The organism is Allobosea sp. LC85, assembly GCF_000735605.1.
Lineage (GTDB): Bacteria > Pseudomonadota > Alphaproteobacteria > Rhizobiales > Beijerinckiaceae > Allobosea.
Genome location: NZ_JPKG01000017.1, coordinates 152,204 through 168,102 on the forward strand (window position 1 = coordinate 152,204; position 15,899 = coordinate 168,102).

14 protein-coding genes are annotated in these 15,899 nt (G+C 62.9%); 5 read left to right on the forward strand and 9 right to left on the reverse strand.

Going from position 1 to position 15,899, the window contains the following annotated elements; genetic code table 11:
- Positions 1–9 precede the first annotated feature (9 nt).
- Both FG93_RS31100 and FG93_RS07875 read right to left on the reverse strand, forming a co-directional pair.
- Complete coding sequence (locus FG93_RS31100) at positions 10–1,149, reverse strand: Tad domain-containing protein (RefSeq protein WP_161783791.1); 1,140 nt, start codon at positions 1,147–1,149, stop codon at positions 10–12.
- A 222-nt stretch (positions 1,150–1,371) separates the two neighbouring features.
- Positions 1,372–1,782, reverse strand: coding sequence for an acyl-CoA thioesterase (locus FG93_RS07875; protein WP_043233628.1), 411 nt, complete (start codon positions 1,780–1,782; stop codon positions 1,372–1,374).
- Between the two features lie 255 nt (positions 1,783–2,037).
- On the opposite strand from FG93_RS07875, the gene FG93_RS07880 reads away from it, so the two are divergent.
- On the forward strand, positions 2,038–2,460 hold the full coding sequence (locus FG93_RS07880) for a VOC family protein (RefSeq protein WP_043233461.1): 423 nt from the start codon (positions 2,038–2,040) through the stop codon (positions 2,458–2,460).
- Here FG93_RS07880 and FG93_RS07885 read toward each other — a convergent pair whose 3' ends face one another.
- From FG93_RS07885 to FG93_RS07905, 5 genes are all read right to left on the reverse strand, one after another.
- On the reverse strand, positions 2,461–3,684 hold the full coding sequence (locus tag FG93_RS07885; protein WP_043233462.1) for an MFS transporter: 1,224 nt from the start codon (positions 3,682–3,684) through the stop codon (positions 2,461–2,463).
- Positions 3,685–3,888: 204 nt separating this feature from the next.
- Positions 3,889–5,271, reverse strand: coding sequence for an aldehyde dehydrogenase family protein (locus FG93_RS07890; protein ID WP_043233464.1), 1,383 nt, complete (start codon positions 5,269–5,271; stop codon positions 3,889–3,891).
- A 14-nt stretch (positions 5,272–5,285) separates the two neighbouring features.
- On the reverse strand, positions 5,286–6,941 hold the full coding sequence (locus FG93_RS07895; RefSeq protein WP_043233466.1) for an acetolactate synthase large subunit: 1,656 nt from the start codon (positions 6,939–6,941) through the stop codon (positions 5,286–5,288).
- Positions 6,942–7,127: 186 nt separating this feature from the next.
- Entirely contained in the window at positions 7,128–8,810 is a 1,683-nt protein-coding gene (locus tag FG93_RS07900; protein ID WP_052513486.1) for a bifunctional diguanylate cyclase/phosphodiesterase, read from the reverse strand.
- 393 nt (positions 8,811–9,203) lie between these two features.
- Positions 9,204–9,491, reverse strand: coding sequence for an HlyU family transcriptional regulator (locus tag FG93_RS07905; RefSeq protein WP_043233467.1), 288 nt, complete (start codon positions 9,489–9,491; stop codon positions 9,204–9,206).
- 204 nt (positions 9,492–9,695) lie between these two features.
- Here FG93_RS07905 and FG93_RS31105 point away from each other — a divergent pair, with 204 nt between their 5' ends.
- The 4 genes from FG93_RS31105 to FG93_RS07925 all read left to right on the forward strand — a co-directional run bounded on the left by FG93_RS31105 (position 9,696) and on the right by FG93_RS07925 (position 11,559).
- Complete coding sequence (locus FG93_RS31105) at positions 9,696–10,067, forward strand: hypothetical protein (protein ID WP_052513487.1); 372 nt, start codon at positions 9,696–9,698, stop codon at positions 10,065–10,067.
- 2 nt (positions 10,068–10,069) lie between these two features.
- Positions 10,070–10,615 (forward strand): TetR/AcrR family transcriptional regulator, encoded by a 546-nt coding sequence (locus FG93_RS07915; RefSeq protein WP_161783792.1) that lies wholly within the window; start codon positions 10,070–10,072, stop codon positions 10,613–10,615.
- Positions 10,616–10,793: 178 nt separating this feature from the next.
- Complete coding sequence (locus FG93_RS07920) at positions 10,794–11,111, forward strand: hypothetical protein (RefSeq protein ID WP_152579350.1); 318 nt, start codon at positions 10,794–10,796, stop codon at positions 11,109–11,111.
- Positions 11,112–11,289: 178 nt separating this feature from the next.
- On the forward strand, positions 11,290–11,559 hold the full coding sequence (locus tag FG93_RS07925; RefSeq protein WP_043233469.1) for a DUF2798 domain-containing protein: 270 nt from the start codon (positions 11,290–11,292) through the stop codon (positions 11,557–11,559).
- Between the two features lie 163 nt (positions 11,560–11,722).
- Here FG93_RS07925 and rpoD read toward each other — a convergent pair whose 3' ends face one another.
- Both rpoD and dnaG read right to left on the reverse strand, forming a co-directional pair.
- Entirely contained in the window at positions 11,723–13,756 is a 2,034-nt protein-coding gene (gene rpoD, locus FG93_RS07930) for an RNA polymerase sigma factor RpoD (RefSeq protein WP_043233470.1), read from the reverse strand.
- Between the two features lie 199 nt (positions 13,757–13,955).
- On the reverse strand, positions 13,956–15,848 hold the full coding sequence (dnaG, locus tag FG93_RS07935) for a DNA primase (RefSeq protein WP_043233472.1): 1,893 nt from the start codon (positions 15,846–15,848) through the stop codon (positions 13,956–13,958).
- Between the last annotated feature and the right edge of the window lie 51 nt (positions 15,849–15,899).

Below are 15,899 nucleotides of genomic sequence, written 5' to 3' on the forward strand. Positions count from 1 at the left end.
TGAGCCGGCCTAGTGCGTCAGGGTCGGCGTCTTTGTCTTGGTTGCGATTGCGAGGGCAAGCTTCTTGACGAGTTGCGTATTGCCTTCGGTCAGCGTGCCTCCCTGAAAGAAACCGGCCCAATTCTTCACCGGCAACCAGTTCGGCGTGCCGGAATTGCCGAAGAAGACCAGCAGCTTGTTTTCCTGATCCATCTTGACGCTGGAATTCCATTTGTAAGTGAGGCCAGGCGCGGACGGCGGCGTGCCGGTCCAGGTCCGCGGCATGATATCAGCGGCTGGGTAATCGGGATTCTTCAGGGATTGGCTGTGGGACGGAGGATGCGCATCAGCATCGGTCCAGACAGCAATGACGTTGAATGACGCCGTGATCACCTGGCCCGCGCTCGCTCCGCCGACCACGGTCGCACCCGCCTTGATCCAGCTGGAGTTCATGCCCTCATTGACGCATTCAAGGCCCGATTCCGGCAAGTCGCCACCGCCGGTAGCCCTTTCAGGCGAGACGAAGGTCGAGAAGAGCGTCGCTTGATCGGGCAGCCTCCAGAATTCGCCCACTTTCATGGGAGGCCGGTCGCCATAATCTCGCGGGTCGCTCTTCCAGCCGCTATTGCCCCCAAAATCACGGTAGAAAATGGGCTTCACCCGCATCGACTCGAAGGGATCGATCTGCTTCGCCTTCAACTCATCGTTGAGGTTCTTCTCGAAGTACAGGGCAGCGTTCTTCACTGCATTGAGTGTGTACTGCATGGACCCGGTCGCGTCGATGCACATCACCAGATCGAGGTGACGCACCTGCGGCCTTGCAATGAGTGCCTTCGCCGTGCTCGCGATCCTGGTCGAGGATCCTCCGATAAAGTTGCCGAACATCGTCTTGACGTCCGCGCTGGCATCCCCTTTCACCGATGCAGCGCCGTCGACGATGGCAAAGCTCGAGATGACGGCCGTTCCGGGAAAGCCCGGCGGCAGGGCCGCTGCAAGGTAGCGGTTCGCGGCGGCAATCCGCTCGCTGTCGCTTTCATTCAATTTGGCTGCGGCCAGAACGGCCGAGTCGAGCGCGCTTTGCAGGTCGACGCGGGCATTCTGAGCCTGCGACGTATCGACCAGAATGCCGATGAGTGCGATCAGCGGCACCAGCATGATCGCGAAGATCATGGCAACGGCACCGCGTTCGTCACCGCGCAGTTGCGACGACAAAAGGCTCAGTTTGCGGAGACGAAGAACGACCGAGCGATGCATGGCGATGGTTGTCCAATGGAATTTGCCCCATGGAAGAACCATCTGCCCCTGTCACAATCGTTAATGCGTTTCTTCAACCTCTCGGCGCAGTGAAGAATCCTTTAGCGAGATCGCAGGAACTCAACAGCGATCTCGCACTCATGTGCCGGGAAGGGGCGGCACCGGGCGGGGGCGGCCCTCCTCGTCGATCGCGACGAACGTAAAGGTCGCATCCGTGACCTTCTCGTGCAGGGTGGTCCGGAAGCGCTTCGCCCAGGCCTCGACATGGATCTTCATCGAGGTCCGGCCGACGGATTCGACGTGGGTGTAGACGCTCAGCACATCACCGACCTTGACCGGCCGGATAAAGGTCATGGCTTCGACCGCAATCGTCACCACCCTGCCCTGTGCCCGATCGACACCGGCGATTCCGCCGGCCGAATCCATCCGAGACATCACCCAGCCGCCGAAGATGTCGCCATTGGCATTGGTATCGGCCGGCATTGCGATGGTGCGAACCGTCAAATTGCCCAGCGGCTCCTCTTCCGGCTTTAGGCCTGGCTCAATCATCTCTGCTCCTTCCTCTTCGACATGGAAGGAATGGAGCACACGATGCAGCATCGGCGCCAGCACGAAGCCTGTGGCGATCACCACGAACTGCCCCGAGACAATCGCGCAGGAGCCGGCAAGGATCTTTCCGACATCGCTCTTGAGTGGATCGACCTGCCCCATGCCGGAGAGGATCCTCGCGGCGTTGACTGGCCATTGATCGCAGAGGCACCGATCCTCGCTCCTGCGCTATGATCAGCTATTCAGGAGGACGCCATGACAAGACCGCCGGCCATGATTTGCATCTCGCTGCGCTATGCCGATGCTCCGCGCATGTTTGACTGGCTGATCGAGGCCTTCGGCTTCGAGAAGCACGCGGCCTATTACTCTGACGACGGCAAAACCCTGCTCCATGGCGAGCTTCGCATGGGCGAGAGCTTCGTGATGCTCGGCTCGGCTGACAACAATCCCTTCGGCAAGCTGGTCTCACGCCCGGCTGAGCTCGGCGGCACCACAGCCTCGCCCTATATCGCAACGAACGATATCGATGCCCGCTGCGAGCGCGCCCGCAAGGCCGGCGCGGAAATCTGCCTGGAGCCGACCGACCAGCCCTATGGCAGCCGTGACTTCATTTGCAAGGATCCGGAAGGCCACGTCTGGTGTTTCGGCACCTATCGGCCGGGGCCGACGGCGGGATGATCAGGCTGCTTGCAGCCGCGGCCTTGCCCGCAGCATCAGCCAGGAGACCACGGCAAGATTGATCAGGTTCCAGGCAAGTCCATTGAGGAAGGCCACCCTGTAGGAGGCAAAGAGGTCGTAGATCAGCCCGGAGATATAGCCGCCAAAGGCCATGCCGAGAATCGTCGCCGACATCACGATACCGATCCGCACCCCCGCCTCCTTCGCCGGCAGGTACTCGCGGATGATCACCGCGTACATCGGCACGATGCCGCCTTGGAACAGGCCAAAGATACCGGTGACGATGTAGAGCGAGGTCAGCCCGTCGAAGAAGAGATAGAGGAAGAGCGCAACCCCCTGCATCACCGAGCCAAGCGCCAGGGTTGCCGCTCCGCCGATCCGGTCGGAGACGAAGCCGGAACCGATGCGACTGATGATGCCGAGCAGCAGCATCAGCGAAAGCATCTCGGCGCCACGGGCGACGCCGTAACCAAGGTCGCCGCAATAAGCGACGATATGCACCTGCGGCATCGACATCGCGACGCAGCAGGCGAAGCCGGCGACCGAAAGCAGCAGTTGCAGTTGGTTCGCCGAAAGGCCGAGATCGCCGCGTGCGCCGGCGCTCGAGGCCTCGGCCGCCGCCAGCGTTTCGGCAGCCGGGCGCCTGCGGAAGAACAGGGAAAGCGGCACAAGCACAACCAGCGCCGTCAGGCCGATGGCGAAATGCGTGGCGCGCCAGCCATGGTTCTGCAGTCCCCAGGTAATCACCTGCGGCCAGATCACGCCCGCGAGATAGCTGCCGGATGCACCGAAGACCACAGCGAGCCCACGATGCTTGCGGAACCAGTGCGAGAGATCGGCGATCAGAGGCGAGAACCCCGCCGCACCACCGATCCCGATCAGCAGTCCGTGAGCGAGCGCAAACTGCCAGAGCGTGCCGGCAAGCCCCGCAAGCATATAGCCCGCACCGAGAAAGAGCCCACCCATCACGATCGGAACGACGATGCCGTAACGATCGGCGATCCGGCCCATCAGGATATTGCCGAAGCCGAAACCGAGCATGACGGCGGTATAGGGCAGCGAAGCACCCGCTCGCGCTGTGCCGAATTCGGCTTGAACGGAGGGAAGCACGACGACCACCGACCACGTGCCGACGCAGGCGACAGTGCCGACGAGCAGCGCCATCGCCAGCCGCAGCCAGGCATAGGAGGAATCAGGCGCGTAGCGCTCGTGCTGGGAAGACATGTTTCCTCGCCGGCCGGTTTCGGAGAACGGCTCTCTTATGACGCGGCGATGATTAGGCGCGGCGAACCAACGCGGCAAGCGCGCCGGCTGCAGTGGGCCACGGCGTCCGCAGCGCGACACGGCGGTCCCGGCATTCCACGAGCGGAACACGGGCGGGGTGCCAAATCCTCAGCCCGCGAGACTTCGGTTCGCCCGCGGTTCAGTCTAGGGACGCCGCATCATGATCATCTTCTCCTGCGCCATTTCGCGCATGGTGAAGGGAATGCCGCCAATGCCGTAGCCGGACTCGCGCCGGCCCGCGAACGGCATCCAGTCCGTCCGGAAAGCCGTGGGGTCGTTGATCATCACGGCGGAGGCGTCGAGACGGTCCGCGGCCCGCATCGCGACATCGATATCCTGCGCGAAGACGCTGGCCTGGAACGCGACCGGGAGCGAGTTCGCCTGTGCGATCGCGTCATCGAGCCGCCGGTAGCGATAGACACAGGTCACGGGCCCGAAGACCTCTTCGCGCGAGACCCTTGCCTCGGCCGACGGGTCAAGCAGCACCGTCGGTTGCAAGGTCGTCTCCGAAATCCGGCCGCCGCCGACCGCCAGCTTCGCCCCACCGCTGACAGCCTCCTCGACCCATGAGGCGATCCGGTCGGCCTCGCGTGGATGAATCAGCGGCCCGACCTCGGTATCGGCAAGCGTCGGATCTCCGACACGCAGCGTCGTCACCCGCGCGACAAGGCGTTCGGTGAAGGTCGCAGCGATGTCCTCATGCACGAAGATACGCTGCGTCGACACGCAGACCTGCCCCGCATGATAGTAGCCGCCCTTGACCATCGGCTCGATGATCCGGTCGAGATCGGCGCTACGATCGACGATCGCAGGTGCCGCCCCACCATGCTCCAGCGCCGAGCGTGCGCCATGGGCAAGATTGCTGTGCAGATACCAGCCGACCTTTGCCGAGCCTATGAAGCTCAGGAAGCCGATGCGCCGGTCGGTCGCCAATTTCTCGGCGAGGGTGTTGCTCTCCGGAATGAAGCTCTGGCACCAGGCCTCAGGCAGGCCAGCCTCGTGAACGAGGGCGACGAAGTCGCGGCAGGAAAGCGGCGTCGGGCCGGCCGGCTTGATGATCACCGGGCAGCCGACGGCGATCGCCGGAGCGACCTGATGCACGATCAGGTTAAGCGGATGGTTGAAGGCAGAGATCGCAGCGACGATCCCGATCGGTTCCTTGGTCGTAAAAGCCCAGCGGCCCGCTCCCGCCGCCGAGAGGCCCATCGGAATCTCGCGCCCGGCAAAATTCCGCAGCTCGTCGGCAGCATTGTGCACGCCGTCGATTGCACGATTAGTTTCGACGATCGCGTCCGGCAGGGGCTTGCCGCCTTCGCGTGCGATCTGCCTGGCAAAATGATCGCGCCGGGCTTCGATCAGTCCGGCCAATCGCCGCAGAATCGCGATGCGCTCATAGGGCTTCAGCCAGCCATCCCGATCCCGGAACACGCGTTCGGCCGCCTGCAGCTTGGCTTCAAGCGCAGCAGCGTCATCGGTCTCGATCTCGGCGATCGGAGCACGATCAAAGGCTTGAACAACCTGCAGCATCGTCGCTCTCCCGTTCAGGCCAGCTCGATATCAGGCGTGCGGTTGCGCAGTTCGTCCACAAGAACACGCGTATTCTCGGAATAGTCGATCGGCACCTCGACGAGATGAACGCCGCCGCCTGCGAACGCAGCTTCCAGCGTTGGAGCGAGTTCCTCCGCCGCGGTCACGCGCGCCCCCTTGGCGCCATAGGCCTCGGCATAACGGACGAAATCCGGATTGCCGAAGGTCAGGCCGAAATCCGGGAAATTATCGACCGCCTGCTTCCACCGGATCATGCCATAGGCATTGTCGTTCAGGATGACGACGACGAGATTGAGGCCGAGCCGGACGGCGGTCTCCATCTCCTGCGAGTTCATCATGAAACCGCCATCGCCACAGACGGCCATGACGCGGCGTTCGGGATACAGCATCGCCGCCATCATCGCCGAGGGCAGCCCTGCCCCCATCGTTGCGAGCGCATTGTCGAGCAGCAGCGTGTTGGCGACATGGGTGCGGTAATTCCGGGCGAACCAGATCTTGTACATGCCGTTGTCGAGGCAGACGATGCCATCCTCCGGCATCACCTGGCGCACGTCATGGACGATGCGCTGCGGCGTGATCGGAAAACGGTCTTCGTCGGCACGGTCATTGATCCGCGCCAGGATCCTTTGGCGCAGGTCGAGCAGCGACACATCGGGATCGAGCTTGCCGCCGAGCCGCTCGGCGAGCTGCGTCACGGTCGCGCCGATATCCCCGATCACCTCGGCGTCAGGGTGGTAGACCTGCTCCACATTGGCGGACTGATAGCCGATATGGATCACCTTCGGGCCGCCGGCACTCTGCATCAGGAAGGGCGGCTTCTCGACCGTGTCGTGGCCGATCGAAATGATCAGATCAGCCCGGTTCACGGCTTCATGGACATAGTCGCGTTCGGAGAGGGCCGCGGTCCCCATATAGAGGTTCGAGCCGCCGGTGACGGCGCCCTTGCCCATCTGGGTGTTGAAGAAGGGCAGCCTGGTGCGCCGCACGAAGGCCGAGAGCGCCTCGACGAGACGCGGGCGATTGCCGGCAGCACCGATCATGACCAGCGGCCTCCTTGCCGCCAGGATCATTTCCGCCGCGCGATCGAGCGCCGCGGTCTGTGCAACCGGCCGCTCGAGCGGATGAACCGGGATGACGGGAATGTCGTCGATCTCCTCGGCGGCGACATCCTCAGGCAGCTCGAGATGCACCGGCCCCGGCCGTTCTTCCATCGCAACACGGAAGGCGTCGCGCACGGCAGCCGGAATGCTGGCGGCGCTGACGATCTGCCGTGTCATCTTGGTCAACGGCTTCATCGAGGCGACGACATCGACGATCTGGAAGCGCGCCTGCTTGGCGGTCATGATCGCCTTCTGGCCGGTGATCAGGATCATCGGCATGGCGCCGAGATGGGCATAGGCCGCGCCGGTCGAAAAGTTCAGGGCGCCCGGTCCGAGGGTCGCGATGCAGACGCCCGGTCGGCCCGTCAGCCGGCCATGCGTCGCCGCCATGAAGGCTGCAGCCTGCTCATGCCGCGTCAGGACGAGCTTGATGCCGGAATTGCGGAGGGACTCGACGACATCGAGATTCTCCTCGCCGGGCACGCCGAAGATGCAGTCAACGCCCTCATTCTCGAGCGCCGCTACCAGGAGGTCGGACCCCTTCATCATCACTCGCTGCCTTTCACAAGAGCACTGCCCCGAGAGCAGAGGCTAGAGCGCCGCAGCTCGAAGGGAAAGCGTCATCAATGATGGCCGTTCTGTAGGGCTCACCTTGCGGAACTGCTGCAGGCGGCAGGCGCGTGCAAGCAGCAGGTCGTGCGGCCATAGCCGCCTCGAAAGAGCATGCGAAGCCGCTCAGGCGCTACCGGTCAACGGGGCATAGGCCGCGGCATCCAGGGGCCGGCCGAGCAGATAACCCTGCGTCGAGTCACAGCCCTCGCAAATCAGGAAGTCGAGCTGTTCGGGTGTCTCGACACCTTCCGCCACCACCTCAATGCCGAGCGCATGTCCAAGCTGGATGATGGCGCGGGTGATCGCAACGGCTTCGAGCGTCACGCCGAGCGTTGCAACGAAGCTGCGATCGATCTTCAGCGTCGTCAGAGGAAAGCGGTGAAGATAGGACAGCGACGAATAGCCGGTCCCGAAGTCATCGAGCGCGATCCGCACGCCGAGTGCACGCAGGCGCGACAGAGTTGCCATGGCTCGATCGGAATCGGTGACCATCACCCCCTCGGTGATCTCGAGTTCCAGTCGCTCCGGATCGAGGCCGGTCTCGATCAGCACCTCCTCCACGAGGCCCGGCAACGCGTCAGCCGCGAATTCGAGCGGCGAGATGTTGACGGAGACCCTGAGTGGCTCTTTCCAGCGCACCGCTTCGCGACAGGCCGCGCGAAGGACGTGAGCCCCGAGCGCGGCGATAAGCCCGCCTTCCTCCGCTGCAGGGATGAACAGTGAGGGCGAGACGACGCCACGCGTAGGGTGGCGCCAGCGTGCCAATGCCTCGAATCCGACGACGCTGCCATCCGCCCGAAACTGCGGCTGATAATGCAGCAGGATCGCCCCGGTTTCGATGGCCTGGCGCAAATGCGCGCGCAAATCGAGACGTTCGCGCTCGCGCTCCTGCTCGGCAAAGTCAAACATCCGGATGCGGCTGCGCCCTTCGGTCTTGGCGAGCCGCAAGGCCGCATTGGCAGCGTCGAGCAATCCGGTTTCGCTGTCGCTGTCCTGTGGATACCGGGCGCAGCCCATGCTGACGCTCACCGCATGACGCGCCGTTCCGTTGATGAAATCCGCTTGCAGTGCAGAGCGCACCTGTTCCGCCTGCAACACACCATGCTCGCCACCGAGGGAGTGTCGCGACACCAGCACGAATTCGTCAGCGCCCATTCGCGCCGCGAAGGTGCCCTCGATAGATCCCAGACGCTTGGCGAGTTCGATCAGGAGTCCGTCTCCGATCGTCTGGCCATACTCGTCATTGAAACATTTGAAGCGATCAGGATCGATCCGCATCACAAGGAGGCTCTCGCCTTCACGCTTGGCGCGTTCAATTCGCTCAGCCAGATACGAACGAAGAGCGAAACGGTTCGGAAGCCCAGTCAACGCATCGTTGCAGGAAAGGTCGGCGATCCGCTTCTCGGCCTGCTTTCGCTCGCTGATGTCGACCAGCAGATTGAATCCCCCGACGAGCCTGCCGCCGCCATCGAAGAGCGGCGTCGGGAATGGCATGAAAGGGATGCAACTCCCATCCGGCCGCTCGGCCTGCGCCTCGATGCCCCGGATGGGCCGCGCCTCGCGCAGCGCAACCGCCATCGGGCATTGATCATGCGGCAGATGCTCACCGTCCCTGGTCAGCAAGCGGTGCGAGATGCACCAGAAATCTGCGCCAATTCGTGGTTCCCGGCCGGCGAACTCGGCGGCGGCGCGATTGAAGTAGGTCAGGCGCCCTTCCGCATCCGTGACATAGACGGCAGCGGGAAGCTGGTCGAGGACGCTCGCAAGCCAGTCGTTGTCCGCGGCACGAGAGCCCAGTAGCGGCATTGCAGCAACAAGAGACGCGAGATCCACATCGCTCCGGGCCAAAGTCGCAAGCCCGGATATCACGGCGCTCGCTGCGTTTGCGAGACGTGGTCAAGAGCTTCTGAGTTGGCAGCAGCTCGATGCATCAAGGATTCCGTGTCGCCTCATTCTGTGGTCCCTGAGCGATGACAGCACGGAGATGCCAATAAAAGATTAAGCCCCCCCAACCTAATGAAGCGAGGGATAATCTCCAACCCCGAATTATTACGAAGAGAAAATTCGAAAAACATAAGCTTAAATTGAAAATATAAACAGAATATATTCGTTTATATACATAAACTATCAAGAGCGAATAGAGATTAAATGAAAAATTACGCAAAGTAATACATCGAAAAATTCTGAATAGACGCGGCTCTATTTGAAAATCATGTCCCCCTGCTCATCAATGAGCTGCTGCCCCTTCAGCAAGGTAAAGTCGGCGGCTTCGGCCACGCCAGGAAAGCGATCGGCCCGTACGAAGCGATGCGTCTTCAGCTCACCATCGATCTCCTTCTCGATGACGCCGCAGAGCTGATACTGCCCACCCTCCTGGTAAGGCGTGGCGTGAATCGTGAAGCCTCGGTGCTCCAGCGTCTTGAGCGGCCCAGCTGCCGGTTTCTCAACCTTGTCACCAAGGCCGAACAGGGACTTCAGGAATGACATGGGGCCTCCATCGCGATCTCGATCTCTATAGGGCAGAAACAGCCCGAAAGGGAGCCGGCTTCGTGCATCTTCACATATATTGAGCGGTGCGGACCCTCAGTCCTCGGCGGCAATCGCCCCCGGGGCAGGGCCGTCTATCGGACTTGCCATGAGCGGTTTTCAATACCATACAGTATGGTATTATTAGAGATCGGGAGCACTCGCATGAATGGTTGGTTCCTGGCTGCTGCGACGATCGCAGCTTTGACCTGCATGATCCATGTCTGGCTCGGTGGGCGCGAAGTTGCCCATCCACTCCTTGCCTCCAGCGGTTTGGGCAAAGTGCCGAAATTCACCAACTACTACTGCTGGCACCTGGTAACGATCGTGCTCGCGGGCCTTGCGCTCGCCTTCGGCCTGGTTGCCTGGCATGCAGGCAGCCGCGACCTTGGGGCGTTTGCGACAGGCTGCGCCGGGCTCTTTGCCCTCTGGAATCTAGCCATGATCCGCCGCTTCCGACTCAGAGTCACGCATTTCCCGCAATGGGCCCTGTTCATTCCCATGGCCGCCTGCGGCGCACTGGGTCTGTGGTGGTGAAGGTGGTCGCCCGTCGCTTCTCGCTGACGGATTGGCTTGATCTCGGCCTCGAGGCACTTGCAGAAGCCGGCCCTGCCGGCCTGACCATCGAAGCGCTCTGCCAACGTGCGGGCAAGACCAAGGGCTCATTCTACGCGCATTTCGTGACGAGCGAGGCCTATCTCACCGCACTCGCGGAGCATTGGCGCGAGACTTACACCCGCAGGCTTGTCGAAGCCGCCGATACCGGCGAGCAACCAGACGCCAGGCTTTTCCTTCTCGACCAGATGGCGCTGCGCCTCGACAGCCGTGTCGAGCAAGGCATGCGCCGGCTTGCTACCAACGATGCCCGTGTGATGCGCATCTGTACCGAGGTGGACCGCGAGCGGATTGCCTATCTCGCCGGGTTGCATCGGGCATCCGGGCGGTTCGACGACAGGAATGCCCTCGCTCTCGCCCGTCTCGAATACGCAACCTTCATCGGCTTCCAGCAGATCGACACCGGCGCCGGCAGCGCGGGTGCGGCCGAGAGTTACCAGCTGTTCCTCAAGCTGACCGGCAGGACCTGACCACCTCATGGCGAAGCACTCGTCTCTGACCTCCCACCTTCAGTGATACCGCCATCGACTTTCAGTGATTCTTGAAAGCAGGCAGCCCGGATCCCACGTTTTAAGGGTTCAGGACGACCGGAGTGCCCCTTGACGCCAGGATCTTCTCTCGCGGGCGCCCCTGAATAGGGAGGCGGTCATGAGACGGATCAAGACGCTGTCACCCCTGATGTTCGGGCTCACCACGCTGGCCTGGGCTGGATTCACGCAGGCGCAGGCACCGCGAGGCCCGCCTTGTGCGCCGCGGACCGAAGTCGTCGCGCATTTGCGCGACATCTACGATGAACGCCTTGCCGGCAACGGTCTCGCCGAGGGCGGTTATGTACTTGAGCTCTTTACCGGTCCGGCCGGCACCTGGACCGTTTTTGCGACCACGCCCCAGGGCATGAGCTGCCTGATTTCGGCAGGCGGTTCATGGGAGCCGCGGCCAACGCCCGACATCTTCGCCGGGCGCTGAATCGGGAGAATGAACGCAGCTCTTGGCAGAAGGCCAGGCCGCGGGTAGAAGGCCGCATCACTCCTGGGAGTGGTCGTAAGCGTCTCACGTCAGGCAACGCGTCCAACGCAGCGTTGCGCCGATGGATGCCAGCAGTGCCTCCCCAAGCGACACCGCCTGTCCTGAGAGCTTGTTTTCCATGTCATCGACTGAATTCTCACGCCTGCGCCGCAAGCTGCCAGCGCGCTATGCCGGGATCGTCATGCCCTTCATCCTGTCGATCGTGATGACCTTCGTCGTCTCGGGCATCGCGACGCTGAAGGCGCTCGGTCCTTCCATGACCGCGCTGCAGACCTGGCCCGTTTCCTGGGCCCTGTCCTGGCTGGTCGCCTTCCCGACCTTGCTTGTCGTGCTGCCCCTCGTGCGACGGCTCGTGGCACTCGTCGTCGCCACGCCCAACCGAGGCTAAAGCATCGGCCCGAAAAGTGGATTGCGGTTTTCGGAAAAGCCGATGCAAACACAAAAAGGTTAGATCATCGGACCGGATACGATATCCGGTCCGATGATCTAAACGTTCCCCTCAAACGGAAAGGGCGGCTTGCGCCGCCCTTCGCCGAACCAGAGTGCTGAGCTCAGTTGTCGAGGAAGCTGCGCAGCTTCCGCGACCGGCTCGGGTGCTTGAGCTTGCGCAGTGCCTTGGCCTCGATCTGACGGATGCGCTCGCGCGTCACCGAGAACTGCTGCCCGACCTCTTCGAGGGTGTGGTCGGTGTTCATGCCGATGCCGAAGCGCATGCGCAGCACGCGCTCCTCGCGTGGGGTCAGCGAGGCCAGCACCCGCGTCGTCGTCTCGCGCAGGTTGGACTGGATCGCCGCGTCGATCGGCAGGATCGCGTTCTTGTCTTCGATGAAGTCGCCGAGATGCGAATCTTCCTCGTCGCCGATCGGCGTTTCCAGCGAGATCGGCTCCTTGGCGATCTTCAGCACCTTGCGCACTTTTTCGAGCGGCATGGCGAGCTTCTCAGCCAGTTCCTCAGGCGTCGGCTCGCGGCCGATCTCATGCAGCATCTGGCGCGAGGTTCGGACGATCTTGTTGATCGTCTCGATCATGTGCACCGGGATGCGGATGGTGCGGGCCTGATCGGCGATCGAGCGGGTGATCGCCTGCCGGATCCACCAGGTCGCGTAGGTCGAGAACTTGTAGCCGCGACGATACTCGAACTTGTCAACCGCCTTCATCAGGCCGATATTCCCCTCCTGGATCAGGTCGAGGAATTGCAGGCCGCGGTTCGTGTACTTCTTGGCGATCGAGATCACGAGGCGCAGATTGGCCTCGATCATCTCCTTCTTCGCCTGCCGGGCTTCGCGCTCGCCCTTCTGGACCATCAGCACGATCTTGCGGAATTCCTGGATCTCCAGGCCGGTCTCGGAGGCAAGCGTGTGGATGTCCTCGCGCAGCTCCTTGATCCGGTCCTTCTCGGAACCGACGAATTCGCGCCAGCCGCGTGAGCCGAGCTTGGAGACGCGCAAGACCCATTTGGGGTCGAGTTCGCCGCCGACATGCTGCTTGAGGAAATCGTCGCGCGCGACGCCATAGGTCTCGGCCAGGCGGAGCAGGCGCGTCTCATGCGAGATCAGGCGCTTGTTGATGTCGTAGAGCTGCTCGACAAGCGCTTCGATGCGGTTGTTGTTGAGCGAAAGCGACTTCACCGCGGTGATGATGTCGTCCTTCAGCTTCTTGTATTTGCGATCCTGCGACGGGGAGAGCTTGGTGTTCTCCAGCCGGTTGGCGATATCCTGGTCCTGCAGGCGCCGCAGCTTCTTGTAGTTGTCGGCAATCGAATCGAAGGTCTCGAGCACACGCGGCTTCAGCTCGGCTTCCATCGCCGAGAGCGAGACGTTGTTCTCGATGTCGTCGTCATCCATCTCGGGCGGCTGTTCGCCACCCTCGCCACCGAAGGCCGGCGGGCCGCCTGCCGGCTGGCCTTCGGCTTCTTCGCCCTCTTCACCCGGCAACTGCACCGGATTCTTGCCGTCGGGACCGGCATAGGTGGCTTCGAGATCGATGATGTCGCGCAGCAGAACCTTGCCGTCGACGAGTTCGTCCCGCCAGATGATGATGGCCTGGAAGGTCAGCGGGCTTTCGCAGAGCCCGGCGATCATCGCCTCACGGCCGGCCTCGATGCGCTTGGCGATCGCGATTTCGCCTTCGCGCGACAGGAGCTCGACCGAGCCCATCTCGCGCAGATACATGCGGACCGGATCGTCGGTGCGCTCGGTCGGCTCGAGATTGCGCTTGACCTCGACCGGGAGCGCCGAGCGGGAGGTCTCGACGAGATCGCCCTCGGCTTCCTCGTCGTCGCCGCCGCCATCCTTGCCGCGCTGGGCGCGTTCCTCGCCGGCGGCCTCGGGATCTTCGTTGTCGACGACGTTGATGCCCTGCTCGCTCAGCTGGCCGAGCACGTCCTCGATCTGCTCCGAGGAAAACTCCTCGGAAGGCAGCACTTCGTTCAGTTCGTCATAGGTGACATAGCCGCGCTTCTTGGCGAGCTTGATCATCCGGCGTACGGCCTGATCCGTCAGGTCCAGCAACGGCCCATCAGTGGTCGGGGGGGCTTCCGGCGCGACCTGATCGGTCTTTTCCCGTTCGCTCGCTTTAGTCGCCATCAATCAGCGCTCCGCACTCTCGCGTGGCAGGAGGCGCGAAGTGCCCCATGTCGACGCATAAAAGGGCGGCGCGGCCGCTGGTCCGGCGCGCTCACCCCACCCAAATCATCTCATCCAGATGGACCCGATCCTCCTTAGGAATCGTGAACCATCCATGCCCCGTGCGACAGTGACGACGACAGCGAAAGCTATGTTCCGATCAATCACCTGCCATGGCCTCGGTGCCCTCGAGATTCTCGAGCCGGGCCTTGACGTCCTTGATCCAGGCGAAATTTGCTTCAGTCGCTTCGTCAGCCAGTGCGCGCTCGGCTGCCTTCAACTCGCTATGTAACGTTCGTGCCCGATGATGCAAGACGATTGCCTGACGAATCGATTCAAAAACTGATTCCGGATCAGCCGCTTGGGCGAGTTTCAGCCGCTCAGCCGGGCCGGTGACCGCCATCAGCGCGGCCTTCGCGTCCTGGACCCTCGGCTGGTCGAGCCGATTCGCCAGGGCATCCTGATCGAGCCCGTCGTCGAAGGCGGCATCGAGCAGCACCTGCCTGAAACGCTCGGCCGCCATGCCATCGAGCGATAGCTCCGCCAATTCGTCGGCGCAGCGCAGGATCAATCCGGAATGGCTCGCCAATGCCAGCAGGATAAAGGCCTCGCGCTTATCCTCGCCCCGCCCTTGCGACACGATACGCGAGCGCGAAAGCTGCGAGCTTGCCCTCAGCGGCAAGGCCTGGCGGTTCGCGCCAGCACCTCCCTGACCGCGTGCACCGCCCCGCCCACGCTGCTGCCCGCCCCCACCAAAGCTCCTTTCGGCACGAGCAGGAGCAGCGCTGGTGAAGAGCTGCGACAACCGCTCCTCCATCTCGATGCGATAATGCCGCCGCGTCACCTCGTCGCGGATGTGTCCGAGCGCCTCCTTCAGGCGGCGTTCGAAGGCCGCCCGGCGCTCGGGCGTATCGAGCGATCCGGCCTCGACCTCGCGGTTCCAGAGCATGTCGACGAGCGGCCGCGCCGCCTTGAGCACCTCGGCAATCGCAACCTTGCCGCCGGAGCGTGCCAGGTCATCCGGGTCCTGCCCGTCCGGCAACAGCGCGAAGGCAAGCGACTTCCCGGGCTCCAGCAGCGGCAAGCCGATATCCATCGCCCGGCTCGCGGCCTTGCGCCCGGCCTTGTCGCCATCCAGGCAGATCACCGGCTCGTCCGCCATGCGCCAGAGCAGGCCGATCTGGTCTTCGGTCAGCGCAGTGCCAAGCGGGGCAACGACCTGCGGGAAGCCCGCCATCGTCATGGCGATGACGTCGACATAGCCTTCGACCACGATGACCTGCCCGAGATCATGAGCGGCCTTGCGGGCATTGTGGTGGTTGAACAGCAGCCGGCCCTTGTGGAAGAGCGGCGTCTCCGGCGAGTTCAGATATTTGGCGGAAACCTCGGCACTCATCGCCCGGCCGCCGAAGGCGATCACCCGCCCGCGCGCATCGTGGATCGGGAACATGATCCGGTCGCGGAAGCGGTCATAGGGCACGGCGATCTCATCGCCATGGATCAGCAGCCCCGCTTCCATCATCAAGGCGGCATCGACCCCTTTGCCGGCGAGATGGTCGCGCAAAGCGAAGCGATCGGGCGGCGCATAGCCGATGCGAAACTGCCGCCTTGGCTCGCCCTCGAGGCCGCGCCCCGACAGATAGCGCCGCGCCGCGGCGCCACGCTCGGCCGCCAACTCGGCTTCGAAGAAGCATGCAGCGAGCTCCACAACCTCATGGAGCCCCTTGCGCCTTTCCTCCTGGACCTGCGCCTCATGCGTCACCGTCGGCAGGATCACGCCGGCCTGGGAGGCCAGCTTCTCGACCGCTTCAGGGAAGGAGAGCCCTTCGGTCTCCATCACGAACTTGAAGATGTCGCCGTTCTTGCCGGAGGAGAAATCGAAGAAGGAGCCCTTCTGGTCGTTGACGAAGAAGGACGGTGTCTTCTCGGCATTGAACGGCGAAAGCCCCTTCCATTCCCGCCCGGCCTTGGCGAGGCGCACGCGTTTGCCCACGACCGCCGAGACTGGCAGCCGCGCCTTGATCTCCTCAAGGACGGATGGGGGGAACTTCATGGCTTCCTATGTGGGGCCTGGCGCACAGGAAGCCAATCGCCGATCCGCTTG

Excerpts from the sequence above, each read along its gene's own strand:
- FG93_RS31100 (WP_161783791.1), bottom strand. The coding sequence starts at position 1,149 with ATGATCTTCGCGATCATGCTGGTGCCGCTGATCGCACTCATCGGCATT.
- FG93_RS07875 (WP_043233628.1), bottom strand. The coding sequence starts at position 1,782 with ATGATTGAGCCAGGCCTAAAGCCGGAAGAGGAGCCGCTGGGCAATTTG.
- FG93_RS07880 (WP_043233461.1), top strand. The coding sequence starts at position 2,038 with ATGACAAGACCGCCGGCCATGATTTGCATCTCGCTGCGCTATGCCGAT.
- FG93_RS07885 (WP_043233462.1), bottom strand. The coding sequence starts at position 3,684 with ATGTCTTCCCAGCACGAGCGCTACGCGCCTGATTCCTCCTATGCCTGG.
- FG93_RS07890 (WP_043233464.1), bottom strand. The coding sequence starts at position 5,271 with ATGCTGCAGGTTGTTCAAGCCTTTGATCGTGCTCCGATCGCCGAGATC.
- FG93_RS07895 (WP_043233466.1), bottom strand. The coding sequence starts at position 6,941 with ATGATGAAGGGGTCCGACCTCCTGGTAGCGGCGCTCGAGAATGAGGGC.
- FG93_RS07900 (WP_052513486.1), bottom strand. The coding sequence starts at position 8,810 with ATGCCGCTACTGGGCTCTCGTGCCGCGGACAACGACTGGCTTGCGAGC.
- FG93_RS07905 (WP_043233467.1), bottom strand. The coding sequence starts at position 9,491 with ATGTCATTCCTGAAGTCCCTGTTCGGCCTTGGTGACAAGGTTGAGAAA.
- FG93_RS31105 (WP_052513487.1), top strand. The coding sequence starts at position 9,696 with ATGAATGGTTGGTTCCTGGCTGCTGCGACGATCGCAGCTTTGACCTGC.
- FG93_RS07920 (WP_152579350.1), top strand. The coding sequence starts at position 10,794 with ATGAGACGGATCAAGACGCTGTCACCCCTGATGTTCGGGCTCACCACG.
- FG93_RS07925 (WP_043233469.1), top strand. The coding sequence starts at position 11,290 with ATGTCATCGACTGAATTCTCACGCCTGCGCCGCAAGCTGCCAGCGCGC.
- rpoD (WP_043233470.1), bottom strand. The coding sequence starts at position 13,756 with ATGGCGACTAAAGCGAGCGAACGGGAAAAGACCGATCAGGTCGCGCCG.
- dnaG (WP_043233472.1), bottom strand. The coding sequence starts at position 15,848 with ATGAAGTTCCCCCCATCCGTCCTTGAGGAGATCAAGGCGCGGCTGCCA.